Here is a 19058-nt window from a genome sequence, read left to right on the forward strand (position 1 = left end):
CGGTAGGAGGAGAGGTCCCGTCCCTGGGGCTCCGCCCCAGACCCCGTTCGGGGCTGCGCCCCGGCTTGGCCCACCCGGCCCGCCCGTCTCGGTAGGAGGAGAGGTCCCGTCCCTGGGGCTCCGCCCCAGACCCCGTTCGGGGCTGCGCCCCGGCTTGGCCCACCCGGCCCGCCCGTCTCGGTAGGAGGAGAGGTTCCGTCCCTGGGGCTCCGCCCCAGACCCCGGCGGGGGCTTCGCCCCCTGCGCCCCCAGCGGGGCCGCCACGACGGCCCGCCCCCGTTCGCCCCGGCATCACGGCGTCGCCGTGCGCGTGCCCATGCCCGCGGCGCCGATCCGCAGCGCTCCTTGCCGCTGCGCGCCCTGTGCGGACTCCCTCCGGCCGTAATCTCCAACGTCGTTGACACCGACGTCTCCTCGGGGAAGAAACGGCGTGGGAAGATCGTGGGTGGTCTTCAGTCCGCGTGGTCGAAGGGGAGCGTGCGATGGTGGCGAAGGCGCCGAAGGGGGATCCGGTTCAGGACGCGCCGGAGGTCGTCGAGCCGCAGCACGCGGCGGCGGGGTTGCCGGCCATCGGGCACACACTGCGGATGGCACAGCGTCAGATGGGGGTGCGGCGCACCGCGTTGACGTTGCTGCGGGTCAACCAGAAGGACGGGTTCGACTGCCCGGGGTGCGCGTGGCCGGAGCCGGAGCAGCGGCATGCGGCGGAGTTCTGTGAGAACGGGGCGAAGGCGGTCGCCGAGGAGGCCACCCTGCGCCGGGTCACCCCGGAGTTCTTCGCCACGCACCCCGTGTCCGAACTGGCGGAGAAGAGCGGCTACTGGCTGGGGCAGCAGGGGCGGCTCACGCATCCGATGTACCTGCCCGAGGGCGCCGATCACTACGAACCGGTGAGCTGGGAGCGGGCCTTCGACATCGTCGCCGAGGAGATCTCCGCCCTGGCCTCCCCCGACGAGGCCGTCTTCTACACCTCCGGCCGCACCAGCAACGAGGCCGCGTTCCTCTACCAGCTCTTCGCCCGCGAGCTCGGCACCAACAACCTGCCCGACTGTTCCAACCTGTGCCACGAGTCCTCCGGCTCGGCCCTGTCGGAGACGATCGGCGTCGGCAAGGGCAGCGTCCTGCTGGAGGACCTGTACAAGGCCGACCTGATCATCGTGGCCGGGCAGAACCCGGGGACGAACCACCCGCGCATGCTCTCCGCCCTGGAGAGGGCCAAGGCCGGCGGCGCGAGGATCATCAGTGTCAATCCGCTGCCCGAGGCCGGTCTCGAGCGGTTCAAGAACCCGCAGACCCCGCAGGGCATGCTCAAGGGCGCCGCGCTCACCGACCTGTTCCTGCAGATCCGCATCGGCGGCGACCAGGCCCTCTTCCGCCTCCTGAACAAGCTGGTCATCGAGACCGAGGGCGCGGTCGACGAGGAGTTCGTCCGGCAACACACCCACGGGTACGAGGAGTTCGCCGCCGCCGCCCGCGCCGCCGACTGGGACGAGACGCTCGCCGCGACCGGTCTGACGCGCGAGCGGATCGAGGAGGCGCTGCGCATGGTGCTCGCCTCGAAGCGCACCATCGTGTGCTGGGCGATGGGACTGACCCAGCACAAGCACTCCGTGCCGACCATCCGCGAGATCGTCAACTTCCTGCTGCTGCGCGGCAACATCGGCCGGCCGGGCGCGGGCGTGTGCCCGGTGCGCGGCCACTCCAACGTGCAGGGCGACCGCACCATGGGCATCATCGAGCGGCCCGCCCCCGCCTTCCTGGACGCCCTGGAGAAGGAGTTCGGCTTCGCCCCGCCGCGCGCGCACGGCTACGACGTCGTACGGGCCATCCGCGCCCTGCGCGACGGTGCGGCGAAGGTGTTCTTCGCCATGGGCGGCAACTTCGTGGCCGCCTCCCCCGACACCGACGTCACCGAGGCGGCCGTGCGCCGCGCCCGGCTGACCGTGCACGTGTCGACCAAGCTCAACCGCTCGCACGTCGTCACGGGCGCGCGTGCCCTGATCCTGCCGACACTGGGCCGCACCGAGCGCGATCTGCAGGCCGGCGGCGAGCAGTTCGTCACCGTCGAGGACTCCATGGGCATGGTGCACGCCTCCCGTGGCCGGCTTCAGCCCGCGAGCGTCCACCTGAAGTCCGAGCCGGCCATCGTGTGCCGGCTGGCCCGCCGGGTGCTGGGCGAGCACAGCGTGGTGCCGTGGGAGGAGTTCGAGAAGGACTACGCCACGATCCGCGACCGCATCGCCCGCGTGGTCCCCGGCTTCGAGGACTTCAACGCGCGCGTGGCCCGCCCCGGAGGCTTCACGCTCCCCCACGCCCCGCGCGACGAGCGCCGCTTCCCCACGGCCACCGGCAGGGCCAACTTCACCGCCGCGCCCGTGGAATACCCCGAGCTGCCCGAGGGCCGGCTGCTGCTGCAGACGCTGCGCTCGCACGACCAGTACAACACCACCGTCTACGGCCTGGACGACCGCTACCGCGGGATCAGGAACGGCCGGCGGGTGGTGCTGGTCAACCCCGAGGACGCGCGGGCGCTGGGCGTCGCCGACGGGTCGTACGTGGACCTGGTCGGCGAGTGGAGGGACGGCGTGGAGCGGCGGGCGCCCGGCTTCCGGGTCGTGCACTATCCGACCGCGCGCGGGTGTGCGGCGGCGTACTACCCGGAGACCAACGTCCTGGTGCCGCTGGACGCCACCGCGGACACCAGCAACACCCCGGCCAGCAAGTCCGTCGTGGTGCGTCTGGAACAATCGGCGACCGACTGAGCGTTCGCTCAGTGAGCAGTCGGCCAGCCGTCGGTCAGCGACCCCGGCCGGCGACTCCGCTCAACACGCCGATCAACACGCCGATCAACGACGAACGGAGCCGGACGCCATGGGCGAGCAGCACCACGTGAAGTTCCCTCAGGAAGTCCTCGACGAGTACGCCGCCCTCGGCATCGACCTGCCCGCCCTGTTCTCCGCCGGACACCTCGGCACCCGCATGGGCGTGCAGATCCTGGAGGCGTCCGCCGACCGCGTCGTCGGCACCATGCCGGTGGAGGGCAACACCCAGCCCTACGGGCTGCTGCACGGCGGCGCCTCCGCCGTCCTCGCCGAGACCCTCGGCTCCGTCGGCTCCATGCTGCACGGCGGCAGCTCCAAGATCGCCGTCGGCGTCGACCTGAACTGCACCCACCACCGCGGGGTCCGCTCCGGCCTGGTCACGGGCGTGGCCACGCCCGTCCACCGGGGACGCTCGACGGCGACGTACGAGATCGTCATCAGCGACGAGGAGGGGCGGCGGGTGTGCAGCGCCCGCCTGACCTGCCTGCTGCGCGACGTGAACCCGGGCGACGGCAACCCCGGCGGCCCCGGCAACTCCGGTGGCCCCGGCAGCCTCTCCGTGGCCGGCTGAGCCACCGAGCGGCCTCCCCCCGGCCGTTGCTCCCGGACCCGGCCGACCCTAACGTCGTGGCATGGCAACGGGAGGAGCCCCCCGGCCGGGGGCACGGGAGGCCGACGGTGCCGGCAAAGGGCCGTCGCGGTGAGCGGCATCGGTCCGCTCGAACCGGGCGAGGGCACGCGCGCGTGGGACGCGCCCGGCCCCGACGACCCGCCCCGCACCACCCCGGCGCACGGCCCCCTCGCACGGTTGCACCAACGGCACCGCCGCGCCGTCCTCACGGCCGCCGTGCTCATCCTCCTTCTCGCGGGCGGCGGTTACCTCCACGCCACCCGTGACCACACCCCGCGGCCCGCGCCCTCTGCCCCGTCTTCCCCCTCGCCTTCGCCCCCGCCCTTTCCCTCCCAGGTCACCGATGTCTCCTACCTGGACGCGGTGGTCACGCCGCCTGGCGACACGGGGGCCAGGAGCTTCAGCTTCGCGGTGCTGGTCAGTGTGCGATCCGGCCCGCCCGTGACCGTGACCCACATCGGCCAGCCGTACGCGGGACTCTCCGTCACCTCCGAGCCCCGGCCCCCTTTCCGCACGAAGGCGGGATCCGCACAAAAGATTGTCATCACCATGCATGTAAAGGAATGCACGGAGGTTCCGGAGAGCGCCACACTGCCTTTTCTGAACGTGACACTGCGTAATGTAAGAACAATTCAAGCGCACAGTTTCATCCTCGGCCCACGCTACGCGCAGGACCTCTCCCATGCTCTTCAGGTAGCCTGCGGCAACGATTTCAGGTAATTACCAAAACGCCCGAGACGCCTGAACCCAACTCTCCGCTTCCTGCAGGTTCTTGGAACCCGGACCGGGCGAATCGGCCTGAATTCCACTGTTCCGCCCGTGCACTACCGCTCCGCATTAGGTCGGGTGATAACAAGAACATCACAGCATCGCTCAGACCCTCCTCGATGTTCGCTGCTCACGCCTAGAGTCACGGCCAGTCACGGCGCGGTCGGGAAAGATCTTCGGACCGACGCTCGACTCGGTCTCTTCCAGGGGGGAGAGGCTGCGCCAGGGAAAGGACTGATCGTGCGTCAACGTTCGCTCATCGCCATCACCGCCGCGCTGGCAGCGGGAGCGCTCACCCTCACTGCCTGCGGCTCACGAGGCGGAGACAAGGGCTCGGACTCCGGCAACGGCGGCACCATCGTCACCATCGGCGTCGACGCCCCGCTGACCGGCGACCTGTCCGCACTGGGCCTCGGCATCAAGAACTCCGCCGACCTGGCCGCCAAGACTGCCAACAAGCAGAACTTCGTCAAGGGCATCACCTTCAAGATCCTGCCTCTCGACGACCAGGCGCAGCCCTCCTCGGGCCAGCAGAACGCCGTCAGACTCGTCGCCGACAAGACCGTCCTCGGCGCCGTCGGCCCCCTCAACTCCTCCGTCTCCGAGTCCATGCAGAAGGTCTTCGACGACGCGAAGCTGGTCCAGGTCTCCCCCGCCAACACCGGCCCCTCCCTCAGCCAGGGCCCCGACTGGCGGACCAAGAAGGTGCGCCAGTACAAGTCGTACTTCCGCACCTCGACCACGGACGCCATCCAGGGCCCGTTCGCCGCGCAGTACGTCTACAACGACGCCAAGAAGAAGAAGGTCTTCGTCATCGACGACAAGAAGACCTACGGCGCGGGCCTCGCCGGCACCTTCACCGAGGAGTTCAAGAAGCTCGGCGGCAAGGTCGTCGGCACCGAGCACATCAACCCCGACACCAAGGACTTCTCCGCGGTCGCCACCAAGGTCAAGAAGTCCGGCGCGGACGTCGTCTACTACGGCGGCGAGTACCCGCAGGCCGGCCCCCTCAGCAAGCAGATCAAGGCCGCCGGCGCCAAGATCCCGCTCGTCGGCGGTGACGGCATCAACGACGCCGACTTCGTCAAACTGGCCGGCCCCGACAGCACCGGCGACCTCGCCACCTCCGTCGGCGCACCGGTCGAGGAACTCGACTCCGCCAAGCAGTTCGTGGCCGACTACAAGGCCGCCGGCTACAAGGAGGAGTACTCGGCCTACGGCGGCTACTCCTACGACTCCGCCTGGGCCATCATCGAGGCCGTCAAGAAGGTCGTCGAGGACAACGGCGGCAAGCTGCCCTCCGACGCCCGCGCCAAGGTCACCGAGGCCATGCAGAACGTCTCCTTCGACGGAGTGACCGGCAAGGTCTCCTTCGACGAGTTCGGTGACGCCACCAACAAGCAGCTCACCGTCTACAGGGTCGAGAACGGCGCCTTCACGTCCGTCAAGTCCGGCACCTTCACGGGCTGATCAACTCCTACCGCTCACCACACCGCGCGGGGCGCTGATCCACTGGCGCCCCGCGCACACTCGCATCCGGCCACAATTCGTCGAACATCCGAAGTCTCGGAGGACATGCGGTGAACGAACTGCCGCAGCAGCTGGTCAACGGCCTGCTACTGGGATCCATGTACGGGCTGGTCGCCATCGGCTACACAATGGTCTACGGCATCGTCCAGCTCATCAACTTCGCCCACGGCGAGATCTTCATGACCGGCGCCTTCGGCGCGCTCTCGGTCTACCTGTGGGTACTTCCGAACGGCACGTCCATGTGGATCGCCCTGCCGCTCATGCTCCTCGGTGCCGTCATCGTCGCCGTCCTCGTCGCCATCGGGGCGGAACGATTCGCCTACCGTCCCCTGCGCGGCGGCCCACGCCTGGCGCCCCTGATCACCGCCATCGGCCTCTCCCTCGCCCTGCAGCAGGCGGTGTGGGCCTGGTACCCGGAGGCCAAGTCCGCCCGCACCTTCCCGCAGATCGCCGGAGGCCCCTTCGAGATCGGCAACGTCACCATCCAGACCGGTGACATCTTCGTCTTCTGCGCCGCCCCGATCAGCATGGCCATCCTCGCCTACTTCGTCATGAAGACCCGCACCGGACGCGGCATGCAGGCCACCGCCCAGGACCCCGGCACCGCCAAACTCATGGGCGTCAACACCGACCGCATCATCGTGGTCGCCTTCGCCCTCGGCGCCACCTTCGCCGCCGTCGGCGGCGTCGCCTACGGCCTCAAGTACGGCCAGATCGAATTCCGCATGGGCTTCATCCTCGGCCTCAAGGCCTTCACCGCGGCCGTCCTCGGCGGCATCGGCAACATCTACGGCGCCATGATCGGCGGCGTCGTCCTCGGCGTCGCCGAAACCCTCGCCACCGCCTACATCTCCGACATCCCCGGCATGCACCAGTTCGGCAGCCAGTCCTGGGCCGACGTCTGGGCGTTCGTACTCCTCATCCTCGTGCTGCTGTTCCGGCCCCAGGGCCTGCTCGGCGAGCGCGTCGCGGACAGGGCGTGACACCGATGACCACACAGACCACCGCACCCGAAACCCCCAGCGCCCCCACCACCCGCAACGAACCCACCGGGCTCATCCCCCTGCCGGAACACATCGGACGCGCCCTCGCCACCGGCGGCGCCCTCCTCACCGCCGCCTCCACCTTCCTCGCCTGGACCTGGACCTCCGCCTTCCCCGGCGACCTCACCGTCCATGGATACCCCGGCGGCCTCCAGGTACTCGTCCTCATCGGCGGAGTTCTGACCGCCCTCTTCGCCCTCTCCTCCTACGGCATCAAGGGCCTCGGCTGGCTCACCCCCGCCGGCGCCGACGCGGCCATCAAACTCACCGCCCTCGCCACCTTCGCCACCGCCTGGTACACGGTGCTCGCCATCAGCATCGAACTCGGCGGCGTCGTCAACCTCGAACCCGGCGGCTACCTCGCCGCCGCCGCCGGCCTCACCGCCCTCATCGGCGCCCTGGCCCTCCCCTTCGAACACCCCGCACCCGACCCCATCGACCCCGACGACAGCCGCTGGGAGCAGTTCAAGCACAAAACAGCCCACCGCTGGGAGACGTTCAAGGCGGTCTTCGCCACCGGCACCGCCCGCCCCGCGGGCAAGCTCCCGTCCTACGCCGAAATCCTCATCATCATCGCGGTCATGGCCATCGGCCTCACCGTCTTCACCTACGGCATCGGCACCCCCTACAGCGAACTCTTCATCGGCTTCCTCATCACCGTCGGCCTCTGCTTCACCGCACTCCTCAAAGCCGGACTGATGGCCCGCATCTCGGCCATCACCGCCAAACACCGCAACATCACCATGATCGGCGCCTTCGTCGCAGCCGCCGCCTTCCCCTTCACCCAGTCCGACGACCAGTACGCGACCATCGGCGTCTACATCCTGATCTTCGCCACCGTCGCACTCGGCCTGAACATCGTCGTCGGCCTCGCCGGCCTCCTCGACCTCGGCTACGTCGCCTTCCTCGGCGTCGGCGCCTACACCGCCGCCCTGGTCTCCGGCTCGCCCTCCTCACCCCTGCCCATCCAAGTCCCCTTCTGGGCCTCGGCACTGCTCGGCGCCTTCGTCGCCATGATCTTCGGCGTCCTCATCGGCGCACCCACCCTGCGACTGCGCGGCGACTACCTCGCCATCGTCACCCTCGGCTTCGGCGAAATCTTCCGCATCGCCGTCCTCAACACCGACGGCACCTCCGGACCCGACGTCACCAACGGCTCCAACGGCATCTCCTCCATCCCGAACATCAACATCCTCGGCTTCGACTTCGGCCAGGAACACACCTTCCTCGGGTTCACCATCGCCCGCTTCGCCAACTACTTCCTGCTGATGCTCCTCATCACGCTGGTCGTCGTCGTGGTCTTCCGGCGCAGCAGCGACTCCCGCATCGGCCGCGCCTGGATCGCCGTCCGCGAGGACGAGACCGCCGCACGCGCCATGGGCATCAACGGCTTCCGCGTCAAACTCATCGCCTTCGCCCTCGGCGCCACCCTGGCCGGCCTCGCCGGCGCCGTCCAGGCCCACGTCACCTACACCGTCACCCCCGAGCAGTACATGTTCGCCCACGTCGTCCCACCCAACAGCGCGTTCCTCCTCGCCGCGGTCGTCCTCGGCGGCATGGGCACCATCAGCGGCCCGCTCGTCGGCGCAGCCCTGCTCTACCTCATCCCGGCCAAGCTCCAGTTCCTCGGCGACTACCAGCTCCTGGCCTTCGGTCTCGCACTCGTCCTGCTGATGCGCTTCCGCCCGGAAGGCCTCATCCCCAACCGGCGCCGCCAGCTCGAGTTCCACGAGAACACGGAAGCACCCGCAGTCCTCAGCAAGGCAGGGGTCTGACCCATGACAACCGACACCACCACCCAGGGCACCGCACCCGACGCCACCACCCCCGGCGAGACCATCCTCGACGCACGCGGCGTCACCATGCGCTTCGGCGGCCTCACCGCCGTACGCGGAGTCGACCTCACCGTCAACAGCGGCGAAATCGTCGGACTCATCGGCCCCAACGGCGCCGGCAAGACCACCTTCTTCAACTGCCTGACCGGCCTCTACATCCCCACCGAGGGCGAAGTCCGCTACAAAGGCAAGGTCCTGCCGCCCAAATCCTTCAAGGTCACCGCGGCCGGCATCGCCCGCACCTTCCAGAACATCCGCCTGTTCGCCAACATGACCGTGCTGGAAAACGTCCTCGTCGGCCGGCACACCCGCACCAAGGAAGGGCTCTGGTCCGCCCTCCTGCGCGGCCCCGGCTTCCACAAGGCCGAAGCCGCCTCCCGCCAACGCGCCATGGAACTCCTCGAGTTCGTCGGCCTCGCCCACAAGGCCGACCACCTCTCGCGCAACCTGCCCTACGGCGAACAGCGCAAGCTCGAAATCGCCCGCGCGCTGGCCAGCGACCCCGGCCTGCTCCTCCTCGACGAGCCCACCGCCGGCATGAACCCGCAGGAAACCCGCGCCACCGAAGAACTGATCTTCGCCATCCGGGACATGGGCATCGCCATCCTCGTCATCGAGCACGACATGCGGTTCATCATGAACCTCTGCGACCGCGTCGCCGTACTCGTCCAGGGCGAAAAACTCATCGAAGGCGACAGCGCCACCGTCCAGCGCGACGAACGCGTCATCGCCGCCTACCTCGGCGAACCCTTCGAAGGCGCGCCCGGCGAGGAAGAAGCCGCCGAGGTCGAAAGAGCCGAGGCACAGGCCGAGGCACAGGCCGAGGCACAGGCCGAGGCCGCCGAGGCAGAAGCGGCCAAGACCGAGGCGGCCGAGGCGCCCGAGGCAGAGGCCGACACCACGACCGACGCCGCGCCCGGCAAGGAGAACGACCGATGACCGCACTACTCGAAGTCGAGGACCTCCGCGTCGCCTACGGCAAGATCCTGGCCGTCAAGGGCATCTCCTTCACCGTCGACGCCGGCCAGATCGTCACCCTCATCGGCACCAACGGCGCCGGCAAGACCACCACCCTGCGCACCCTGTCCGGACTCCTCAAGCCGGTCGGCGGACAGATCAAGTTCAACGGCAAGTCACTGAAGAAGGTCCCCGCCCACCAGATCGTCTCCCTCGGACTCGCCCACTCCCCCGAGGGACGGCACATCTTCCCCCGCATGACGATCGAGGACAACCTCCGACTCGGCGCCTTCCTCCGCAAGGACAAAAGCGGCATCGAAAAGGACATCCAGCGCGCCTACGACCTCTTCCCCATCCTCGGCGAACGCAGAAAGCAGGCCGCGGGCACCCTCTCCGGCGGCGAACAGCAGATGCTCGCCATGGGCCGCGCCCTGATGTCCCAGCCGAAACTGCTCATGCTCGACGAACCCTCCATGGGCCTCTCCCCGATCATGATGCAGAAGATCATGGCGACCATCGCCGAACTCAAGGCCCAGGGCACCACCATCCTGCTCGTCGAGCAGAACGCCCAGGCCGCACTCTCCCTGGCCAACCAGGGCCACGTCATGGAAGTCGGCAACATCGTCCTCTCCGGCACCGGCCAGGACCTGCTGCACGACGAATCAGTACGCAAGGCGTACCTGGGCGAGGACTAGACGAGAACTGAAGGAGAAGGGCCCGCGCCCCCTCACGGGGACGCGGGCCCTCCCACGTCTGCGACTCAGCCCTTGTCAGGCTTGGCAGCACCCTTCGCCGCCTTCTTCTCCTCGCTGTCCTGAATGACCGCCTCCGCAACCTGCTGCATCGACATACGACGGTCCATCGACGTCTTCTGGATCCAGCGGAACGCGGCCGGCTCGGCCAGCCCGTACTCCGTCTGCAGAACCGACTTCGCACGGTCCACCAGCTTGCGGGTCTCCAGCCGCTGGGCGAGGTCCGCGACCTCCCTCTCCAGCTCCTTCAACTCCGTGAACCGCGAAACGGCCATCTCGATCGCCGGCACCACGTCGCTCTTGCTGAACGGCTTCACCAGATACGCCATCGCACCGGCATCCCGAGCCCGCTCCACCAGATCACGCTGAGAGAACGCGGTGAGCATGAGCACGGGTGCGATCCGCTCCTCGGCGATCCTCTCCGCCGCCGAGATCCCGTCCAGCTTGGGCATCTTCACATCGAGGATCACCAGATCCGGCCGATGCTCCCGCGCCAGCTCCACGGCCCGCTCCCCGTCCCCGGCCTCCCCGACGACCCGGTACCCCTCCTCCTCCAGCATCTCCTTGAGATCCAGCCGGATCAGCGCCTCGTCCTCGGCGATGACGACCCGCGTCGTCAGCGGAGGCACGTGCGACTTGTCGTCATCGGACACGTCTACGGGCTGGGGCGACTCGGCGGTCACGGGGCGCGCTCCTCGGTCCAGGGCGGGGCAGTTACTGCTGACTATGCAGCCTACCTAGAGGCACGGAGCTGGGCTCACCCGGTACACTCACCGCAGTGCCTCGCCGGGTTGGTGGAACGGTATACACGGAGGTCTCAAACACCTCTGCCTGTGAGGGCTTGCGGGTTCGAATCCCGCACCCGGCACGCTTGAAAGCGGAGGATCACGTTCGCGTGATCCTCCGCTTTTTACTACGCACGGACACGATCTGCAACGCAGAGTGGCCGCATGGAACAGCACAGCCCTTCGATCCGCGCACAAGCCGTCGCACTCATGCGCCAAGGCGTCCCCAATCGCATAGTCGCAGCGCAGCTCAACGTGCCGCGCGGGACCGTCGGCTGGTGGCGCAGCGAGGACCGCAAGGCACGCGGCGAGGTCTACGAGCGGCCCAGTGACTGCCCCAGGTGCACTGGGCGCACCTTCGACCAGATCGCGTACGCCTACCTGCTCGGTCTCTACCTCGGTGACGGACACATCATCTCCAAGTACAAGCAGCACCACCTGTCCATCTTCTGCGACGCGACGCAGACCGGTCTGATCGCCGCCGCCGAGGAGACCATGCGTAAGGTGATGCCGTTGACCAGTGTGAATCAGCGTCGTAGGTCCGGCTGCGTCGAGGTGAAGTCCCACACCATGCACTGGGTCTGCATGTTCCCCCAGCATGGCCCCGGCAGGAAGCACGAGCGGCGGATCGCCCTCGAGCCCTGGCAGCAGGAGATCGTCGACGCGCACCCGTGGGAGTTCATCCGAGGCCTGATCCACTCCGACGGCTGCCGTATCACCAACTGGACGACTCGTCTCGTCGGCGGAGAGCGCAAGCGCTACGAGTACCCGCGGTACTTCTTCTCCAACAAGTCGGACGACATCCGGAAGCTCTTCGCCGACACCCTCGACAAGGTCGGCGTCGAGTGGACGACGTTGGCTCGAGGCAGCGATCCGTTCAACATCTCCATCGCCCGCAAAGCCTCCGTGGCCCTCATGGACGCCCACGTCGGTCCCAAGCACTGACCAGGCCCTACTTGGGACTGTCGTCCTCCCCGACGTGGTGGACCCGGACCAGGTTCGTCGTGCCCGGTACCCCCGGAGGGGAGCCCGCCGTGATCACCACCACGTCGCCCTTCTCGCAGCGGCCGTGTCTCAGGAGCAGCTCGTCGACCTGCTCGACCATCGCGTCTGTCGTGTCCACGCGCGGGCCCAGGAACGTTTCCACGCCCCACGTCGCGCTGAGCTGGGAGCGGGTGGCTGGCTCCGGGGTGAAGGCCAGCAAGGGGATGGGTGAGCGGTAGCGGGAGAGGCGGCGGGCGGTGTCGCCCGACTGGGTGAAGGCGACCAGGAACCTGGCGCCGAGGAAGTCGCCGATCTCCGCTGCCGCGCGGGCCATCGCGCCGCCCTGGGTGCGGGGTTTGTTGCGTTCGGTCAGGGGCGGCAGGCCCTTGGCGAGGAGGTCGTCCTCGGCTGCCGTGAGGATGCGGGCCATCGTCCTGACCGTCTGTACCGGGTGCTTGCCCACGCTGGTCTCGCCGGAGAGCATCACCGCGTCCGTGCCGTCGATGACCGCGTTGGCCACGTCGGAGGCCTCCGCGCGGGTCGGGCGGGAGCTGGTGATCATCGAGTCGAGCATCTGGGTGGCGACGATCACCGGTTTGGCGTTGCGTTTGGCCAGTTTGATGGCGCGTTTCTGGACGATGGGCACCTGTTCCAGGGGCATTTCGACGCCCAGGTCGCCGCGGGCGACCATGATGCCGTCGAAGGCCGAGACGATGTCCTCCATGGCCTGCACCGCCTGGGGTTTCTCGATCTTGGCGATGACGGGGAGGCGGCGGCCCTCGTCATCCATGACGCGGTGGGCGTCGAGGATGTCCCGGCCGCTGCGGACGAACGACAGGGCGATGACGTCGAAGCCGGTGTGCAGTGCCCAGCGCAGGTCGTCCTCGTCCTTCTTGGACAGGGCGGGGACGGAGAGCGCGACGCCGGGGAGGTTCAGGCCCTTGTGGTCGGAGATCACTCCGCCTTCGGTCACTCTGGTGCGGACTCGGGGGCCGTCGACCGCGGTGACCTCCAGGCCGACCCTGCCGTCGTCGACGAGGATGCGTTCGCCGGGGGTGACGTCGTCCGCGAGGCCGGCGTGGGTGGTGCCGCAGAGGTGGCGGTCGCCTTCGACGCCTTCTTCGACGGTGATGGTGAAGGTGTCGCCGCGTTCGAGGAGTACGGGGCCTTCACGGAAGCGGCCGAGTCGGATCTTCGGGCCCTGGAGGTCGGCGAGGATTCCGACGCTGCGGCCGGTTTCGTCGGCGGCCCTGCGTACGTGCCGGTAGAGCTGCTCGTGTTCGGCGTGGTCGCCGTGGCTGAGGTTGAGGCGGGCGACGTCCATTCCGGCGTCGACCAGGGCTTTGATCTGCTCGTACGTGTCAGTGGCTGGTCCGAGAGTACAGACGATCTTTGCTCGGCGCATGATGTGACCCTAGGCCTTACCAGTTGGTAGTGATGCGGTGTGTCGTGACTGTTCAACAACCTTTGGTCGCAGGGGTATTGACAACTGTTGGACTGTGCGGGCGGTGCTCTGACTACAGTTTGGGCGGTGTCATGGTGAATCGCGCGTTGAGTTGCGCGTACACGTGCTGTCGTTCCGGTTCCAGGTTCAGGGGTGCGGTCTCCTCCTGTGGGGTGGGTGCGCCGTAGGACCTCGTCATCTGCATACCGCCCGGGACCGGCGGCATGGGCCGGGCGTTCTCCGCGCCGATGTCGGCGATTTCGACGAGGGCGGCGAGTGTGGTGCCGAGTGCTTCGGCGTATTCCCTGGCTCGTTGGACGGCCTCGCGCACGGCCTGCTGTCGTGCCTGGCGGTGGGCGGGTGAGTCGGGGCGCAGTGCCCACCAGGGTCCGTCCACCCGGGTGAGTTCCAAGTCGGCCAGTTGGGTGGTGAGTTCGCCCAGAGTGGTGAAGTCGGAGAGTTCGACGGTGAGGTGGACGGTGCCGTGATGGGTGCGGACACGTTCGCCGCGGCCGTGTCGGGTGAGTTCGGGGGTGATGGAGAAGGTGCCGGTCTCCAGGTGTTCGACGGCCGGGCCGTAGGACTTGACGAGGTCGATGACGCGGGTGTTGCGCCGGGTGAGGTCGTCGAGGGCGGAACGGCGGTCCTTGCCGCGGGCGGTGACGGTGATGCCGATGCGGGCGATCTCGGGGTCGACTTCGAGGTGGGCTTCGCCGCGGACGGCGATGCGGGGTGCGTCGGGGGTGCCGTAGGGGACGGCGGGGCCGGGTTCGGGGGCGGGGGCTGACGTCATACGTCCCACTCTGTCACCGTTGCCCGGCCCCCTGCCCCCGTTGGTCACCGGATCGCAATCTCCCGGGGATGTTGTGGTGCGCTGCAGGCCGCCAGAATCTACGCGCGTCATCGACCTTTTCACCGGGAGACCCAGACATGTCGCTGAACCGCCGGAAGTTCCTGACGAGATCCGCCGTGACCGGGGCGGGGGTGGCGCTGGCCGGCGCGGTGGCTCCGGTGGCCGAGGCAGCGCCGGCCGCAACCCCCGAGGCCCCCGCGGCGGCCGGGAAGCCCGGGAAGCCGGGCAAGCGTTACTCGCTCACCGTCATGGGCACCACCGACCTGCACGGGCGTGTCTTCAACTGGGACTACTTCAAGGACGGGGAGTACGCCGACGCGGCCGGCAACGCCCAGGGTCTGGCCCGGATCTCCACGCTGGTGAACCAGGTCCGTGAGGAGAGGGGCCGTGGGAACACGCTGCTGCTGGACGCCGGTGACACCATTCAGGGCACTCCGCTGACGTACTACTACGCGAAGGTGGATCCGATCACGGCCGAGGGCGGCCCGGTGCATCCGATGGCCAAGGCCATGAACGCCATCGGGTACGACGCGGTGGCGCTCGGCAACCACGAGTTCAACTACGGTATCGAGACGCTGCGCCGGTTCGAGCAGCAGTGCGACTTCCCGCTGCTGGGTGCGAACGTGGTGGATCACCGGACCCAGAAGCCGGCCTTCCCGCCGTACTTCATCAAGAAGTTCAAGCAGCCGGGCCTGCCGCCGGTGACGGTCGCCGTGCTGGGTCTGACCAACCCGGGTGTCGCGATCTGGGACAAGGCCCATGTCCAGGGCAGGTTGGACTTCCCGGGGCTGGAGGAGCAGGCCGCGAAGTGGGTGCCGAGGCTGCGGTCGATGGGCGCGGACGTGGTGATCGTGTCGGCGCACTCGGGTACGTCCGGCACGTCGTCGTACGGTGATCAGCTGCCGTGGGTGGAGGACGCGGCGGCGAACGTCGCCCGGCTGGTGCCGGGTATCGACGCGATCCTGGTGGGCCACGCGCACAAGGAGATCGCGGAGCTGAGGGTCACCAATGAGAAGACGGGCCGGACGGTCGTGCTGTCGGAGCCGTTGTGTTACGCCGAGCGGCTGACGCTCTTCGACATCGAGCTGGTGTTCGTCAGGGGTCGGTGGGAGGTGGAGTCGGTCTCCGCCTCGCTGCGCGACTCCAACACGGTCGCCGACGACCCGAGGATCACCAGGCTGCTGGGGGACGAGCACGCGAAGGTGGTGGGGTACGTCAACCAGGTGGTCGGCCGGGCGACTCAGACCCTGACGACGGTGGACGCCCGCTACCGGGACGCCCCGATCATCGATCTGATCACCAAGGTGCAGGAGGATGTGGTGAAGGCCGCGCTGGCGGGTACGCAGTACGCCGCGCTGCCCGTCATCGCGCAGGCCTCCCCCTTCTCGCGGACTTCGGAGATCCCGGCCGGCGATGTGACGATCCGGGATCTGTCCAGCCTGTACGTGTACGACAACACGCTGGTCGCCAAGTTGATGACGGGCGCCCAGGTGCGGGCGTACCTGGAGTACTCGGCGGAGTACTTCGTGCGGACGCCGGCCGGCGCGCCGGTCGACGTGGACGGGCTGACGAACGCGAACAACCGCCCGGACTACAACTACGACTATGTGTCGGGGCTGCGGTACGACATCGACATCGCCCAGCCGGCCGGTTCGCGGATCAGGAACCTGACGTACGGCGGTGCCGCGCTGGACGACGGGCAGCAGTTCGTGATGGCGGTGAACAACTACCGGGCCAACGGCGGTGGCGCGTTCCCGCATGTGGCCTCGGCGCGGGAGCTGTGGTCGGAGTCGACGGAGATCCGCACGCGGATCGCGGAGTGGGTGACGGCGAAGGGTGTGCTGGATCCGGAGGACTTCGCGTCGGTGGACTGGCGGCTGACCCGTGAGGGCACGCCGGTGTTCTGACCGGCTGTCCGCCTGTCCGCGCGGGGGTGTGCGGGGGCGGTCTCAGATTCCGTCCGCCAGGAGTGCCTTGATCTGGCGGGTGGGCGGGATCTGGGGCTGTTTCTGTTCGAGGCCGAAGGTGGTGAAGGCGGTGCGGGCGGGCAGCGGGTACGTCTCCGTGCCGGTGACCGTGTTGAGGATGGTGGCGCTGCGCCAGGCGGCGAGGCCCAGGTCGGGGGCGCCGACGCCGTGGGTGTGGCGTTCGGCGTTCTGTACGTAGATGTGGCAGCCGGTGGTGGTGATGGAGGGGTCCAGGGCGAGGCGGAACTGCTCGTCGACGCGGGGGCGTTCCTTGCTGTCGCGGTGCAGGTGGGGTTCGAGGGCGGTCAGCAGGGGGGCGAGGGGGCGTTCGCGGTAGCCGGTGGCGAGGACGACGGCGTCGGTGGTGAGGCGGGTGCGGGTGCCCTGCTGGACGTGTTCGACGTGGAGTTCGAGCTGCGAGGTGGCGAGGCGGCCGACGGTGCGGACGCGGACGCCGGGGGTGAGGACGGCGTCGGGCCAGCCGCCGTCGGGGGTGCGGCGGTAGAGCTCGTCGTGGATGGCGGCGAGGGTGTCGGCGCCGATGCCCTTGTGGAGTTGCCACTGTGCGGCGACGAGCCGGTCGCGCACGGGTTCGGCGAGGGCGTGGAAGTAGCGGGTGTAGTCGGGGGTGAAGTGCTCCAGGCCGAGTTTGGAGTACTCCATCGGGGCGAAGGCCTCGGTGCGGCCGATCCAGCGGAGTCGTTCGTCGCCGGCGGGGCGGTGGCGCAGCAGGTCGAGGAAGACTTCGGCGCCGGACTGTCCGGAGCCGACGACGGTGATGTGGCCGGCTGCGAGGAGGGTGTCGCGGTGTTCGAGGTAGTCGGCGGCGTGGACGACGGGGACGCCGGGGGCGTCGGTGAAGGGTTTGAACGGGGCGGGTACGTGGGGTTCGGTGCCGATGCCGAGGACGACGTTGCGGGTGTGGGCGCGGCCGAGGGCCTGGGCTTTGCCGTGGGTGTCGAGTTGGGTGAAGTCGACTTCGAAGACGTGGTGTTCGGGGTTCCAGCGGATGGCGTCGACCTGGTGGCCGTGGTGCAGTGCGGGCAGGTTCTCGGAGACCCAGCGGCAGTAGGCGTCGTATTCGGCGCGCTGGATGTGGAAGCGTTCGGCGAAGTAGAAGGGGAAGAGTCTGTCGCGGGCTCTGAGGTAGTTGAGGAAGGACCAGTTGCTGGCGGGGTCGGCGAGGGTGACGAGGTCGGCGAGGAACGGTACTTGGATGCGGGCGTCGTCGATGAGCAGGCCGGGGTGCCAGTGGAAGTGGGGGCGTTGTTCGTAGAAGGCGGTGCGGAGTTCGGTGAGGGGGTGGGCGAGGGCGGCCAGGGAGAGGTTGAAGGGGCCGATGCCGATGCCGACCAGGTCGTAGGGGGTGTGGGGCGTGTGGGGGGTGTGGTGCGGCTGGTCCGTCGGGGGCTGGTTCATCCGGGGATGCTTCCTTCCACCAGTTTGAGCAGGGCGGCCAGGTCTTCGGGCCGGGTGTCGGGGTTGAGGAGGGTGGTCTTGAGCCAGAGCCGGTCGTCGAGGCGGGCGCGGCCGAGGACGGCGCGGCCTTCGGTGAGGAGTCTGCGGCGTACGGCGGCGACGGTGTCGTCGGTGGCGTCGGCGGGCCGGAACAGGACGGTGCTGATGGTGGGCCGGTCGCGGAGTTCGAGGCCGGGGTGGTCGTGGATGAGGTCGGCGAGCTCGCGGGCGCGGGCGCAGACCTGGTCGACGAGGGCGCCGAGGCCGCTGCGGCCGAGGGTCTTGAGGGTGACGGCGATCTTGAAGATGTCGGGGCGGCGGGTGGTGCGCAGGGAGCGGCCGAGGAGGTCGGGCAGGCCGGCCTCGGTGTCGTCGTCGGCGTTGAGGTAGTCGGCGTGCTGGTGCAGGACGGTGAGGTCGCGGGGGCGGCGGACGGCGAGGAGTCCGGCGGCGACCGGCTGCCAGCCGAGTTTGTGCAGGTCGAGGGTGATGGTGTGGGCGGCTTCGAGTCCGGTGAGCTTGTCGCGGTGACGTTCGCTGAACAGCAGTCCGGCGCCGTGGGCGGCGTCGATGTGCAGGCGGGCGCCGTGGGCTGCGCACAGTCCGGCGATCTCGGGGAGGGGGTCGATGAGGCCGGCGTCGGTGGTGCCGGCGGTGGCGGCTACGAGGAGGGAGCCGCGGGGGCCGGCGAGGCGGGTGAGGGTGTCGTGCAGGGCGGCGGGGTCGATGGTGCCGGTGGGGGCGGGCACGATGACGGGTTCGGGCAGGCCGAGCAGCCAGGCGGCGCGGGGCAGGGAGTGGTGGGCGTTGGCGCCGCAGACGAGGCGGATGCCGCCGCCGTGGGTCTCGCGGGCGAGCAGCAGGGCGAGTTGGTTGGACTCGGTGCCGCCGGTGGTGACGACGGAGTCGGCGAGGCCGGTCTCGTGGGCGAGGGTCCGGGTGACGAGGGCTTCGAGTTCGGAGGCTGCGGGGGCCTGGTCCCAGGAGTCCAGGGAGGGGTTGAGGGCGGTGGCGGCGAGGTCGGCGGCGGTGGCGACGGCGAGCGGCGGGCAGTGCAGGTGGGCGGCGCACAGTGGGTCGGCGGGGTCGGCGGCGCCTTCGGCGAGGGCGTGTACGAGGGTGCGCAGGGCGTCGGGGTCGCCGTGTTCGGGCAGGATGTCTCCCACGGCGTCGCGCGTCCGGGCGGCGACCGCCTCGGGGCCGCCTGCGGGCAGCGGGCCGCCGCGGGC

At 69.1% G+C, this 19058-nt stretch carries 15 protein-coding genes and 1 tRNA gene; 11 read left to right on the top strand and 5 right to left on the bottom strand.

Translation table 11 applies throughout. The annotated features are described in order from the left end of the window. Positions 1-482 precede the first annotated feature (482 nt). The 8 genes from DEP02_RS02515 to DEP02_RS02550 all read left to right on the top strand — a co-directional run bounded on the left by DEP02_RS02515 (position 483) and on the right by DEP02_RS02550 (position 10281). Entirely contained in the window at positions 483-2762 is a 2280-nt protein-coding gene (locus DEP02_RS02515) for an FdhF/YdeP family oxidoreductase (protein WP_112465662.1), read from the top strand. Positions 2763-2871: 109 nt separating this feature from the next. After that, entirely contained in the window at positions 2872-3393 is a 522-nt protein-coding gene (locus tag DEP02_RS02520; RefSeq protein ID WP_112465663.1) for a hotdog fold thioesterase, read from the top strand. Positions 3394-3522: 129 nt separating this feature from the next. Then, positions 3523-4173 carry a Tat pathway signal sequence domain protein gene (locus DEP02_RS02525; RefSeq protein WP_112465664.1) on the top strand — a complete coding sequence of 217 codons (651 nt, stop codon included), beginning with the start codon at positions 3523-3525 and terminating at the stop codon, positions 4171-4173. A gap of 288 nt (positions 4174-4461) precedes the next feature. Next, the gene (locus DEP02_RS02530; protein WP_112465665.1) at positions 4462-5691 is read left to right on the top strand and encodes a branched-chain amino acid ABC transporter substrate-binding protein; all 1230 of its coding nucleotides are present in this window, start codon (positions 4462-4464) and stop codon (positions 5689-5691) included. A 110-nt stretch (positions 5692-5801) separates the two neighbouring features. Further along, on the top strand, positions 5802-6734 hold the full coding sequence (locus DEP02_RS02535; protein WP_112465666.1) for a branched-chain amino acid ABC transporter permease: 933 nt from the start codon (positions 5802-5804) through the stop codon (positions 6732-6734). Between the two features lie 5 nt (positions 6735-6739). Next, positions 6740-8569, top strand: a complete 1830-nt coding sequence (locus tag DEP02_RS02540; RefSeq protein ID WP_112465667.1) for a branched-chain amino acid ABC transporter permease — start codon at positions 6740-6742, stop codon at positions 8567-8569. A gap of 3 nt (positions 8570-8572) precedes the next feature. After that, entirely contained in the window at positions 8573-9568 is a 996-nt protein-coding gene (locus DEP02_RS02545) for an ABC transporter ATP-binding protein (protein ID WP_112465668.1), read from the top strand. After that, positions 9565-10281: an ABC transporter ATP-binding protein gene (locus DEP02_RS02550; protein WP_112465669.1), complete on the top strand. Its 717-nt coding sequence runs from the start codon at positions 9565-9567 to the stop codon at positions 10279-10281. Before DEP02_RS02545 ends, DEP02_RS02550 begins: the two co-directional genes overlap by 4 nt. 65 nt (positions 10282-10346) lie before the next feature. On the opposite strand, the gene DEP02_RS02555 is transcribed toward DEP02_RS02550, so the two are convergent. Next, positions 10347-11021 (bottom strand): ANTAR domain-containing response regulator, encoded by a 675-nt coding sequence (locus DEP02_RS02555; RefSeq protein WP_112465670.1) that lies wholly within the window; start codon positions 11019-11021, stop codon positions 10347-10349. 102 nt (positions 11022-11123) lie between these two features. Between DEP02_RS02555 and DEP02_RS02560 the strand changes: the two genes are divergently transcribed. Beyond that, positions 11124-11206: transfer RNA gene (locus tag DEP02_RS02560), tRNA-Leu, on the top strand. Between the two features lie 82 nt (positions 11207-11288). Next, complete coding sequence (locus DEP02_RS02565) at positions 11289-12068, top strand: helix-turn-helix domain-containing protein (protein WP_112465671.1); 780 nt, start codon at positions 11289-11291, stop codon at positions 12066-12068. A gap of 7 nt (positions 12069-12075) precedes the next feature. On the opposite strand, the gene pyk is transcribed toward DEP02_RS02565, so the two are convergent. Further along, on the bottom strand, positions 12076-13512 hold the full coding sequence (gene pyk / locus DEP02_RS02570; RefSeq protein ID WP_112465672.1) for a pyruvate kinase: 1437 nt from the start codon (positions 13510-13512) through the stop codon (positions 12076-12078). Positions 13513-13624: 112 nt separating this feature from the next. Next, the gene (locus DEP02_RS02575) at positions 13625-14344 is read right to left on the bottom strand and encodes an SIMPL domain-containing protein (RefSeq protein ID WP_112465673.1); all 720 of its coding nucleotides are present in this window, start codon (positions 14342-14344) and stop codon (positions 13625-13627) included. Positions 14345-14481: 137 nt separating this feature from the next. Between DEP02_RS02575 and DEP02_RS02580 the strand changes: the two genes are divergently transcribed. Further along, positions 14482-16311 (top strand): bifunctional metallophosphatase/5'-nucleotidase, encoded by a 1830-nt coding sequence (locus DEP02_RS02580; protein WP_112465674.1) that lies wholly within the window; start codon positions 14482-14484, stop codon positions 16309-16311. Between the two features lie 42 nt (positions 16312-16353). Here DEP02_RS02580 and DEP02_RS02585 read toward each other — a convergent pair whose 3' ends face one another. Continuing rightward, complete coding sequence (locus tag DEP02_RS02585; protein WP_112465675.1) at positions 16354-17790, bottom strand: lysine N(6)-hydroxylase/L-ornithine N(5)-oxygenase family protein; 1437 nt, start codon at positions 17788-17790, stop codon at positions 16354-16356. Next, positions 17787-19058: pyridoxal phosphate-dependent decarboxylase family protein (locus tag DEP02_RS02590; protein ID WP_112465676.1), on the bottom strand; the 1272-nt coding region annotated here is incomplete at its 5' end. The genes DEP02_RS02590 and DEP02_RS02585, both read right to left, overlap by 4 nt.

This window comes from Streptomyces triticisoli, from assembly GCF_003270085.1.
GTDB classification, from domain to species: Bacteria; Actinomycetota; Actinomycetes; order Streptomycetales; family Streptomycetaceae; genus Streptomyces; species Streptomyces triticisoli.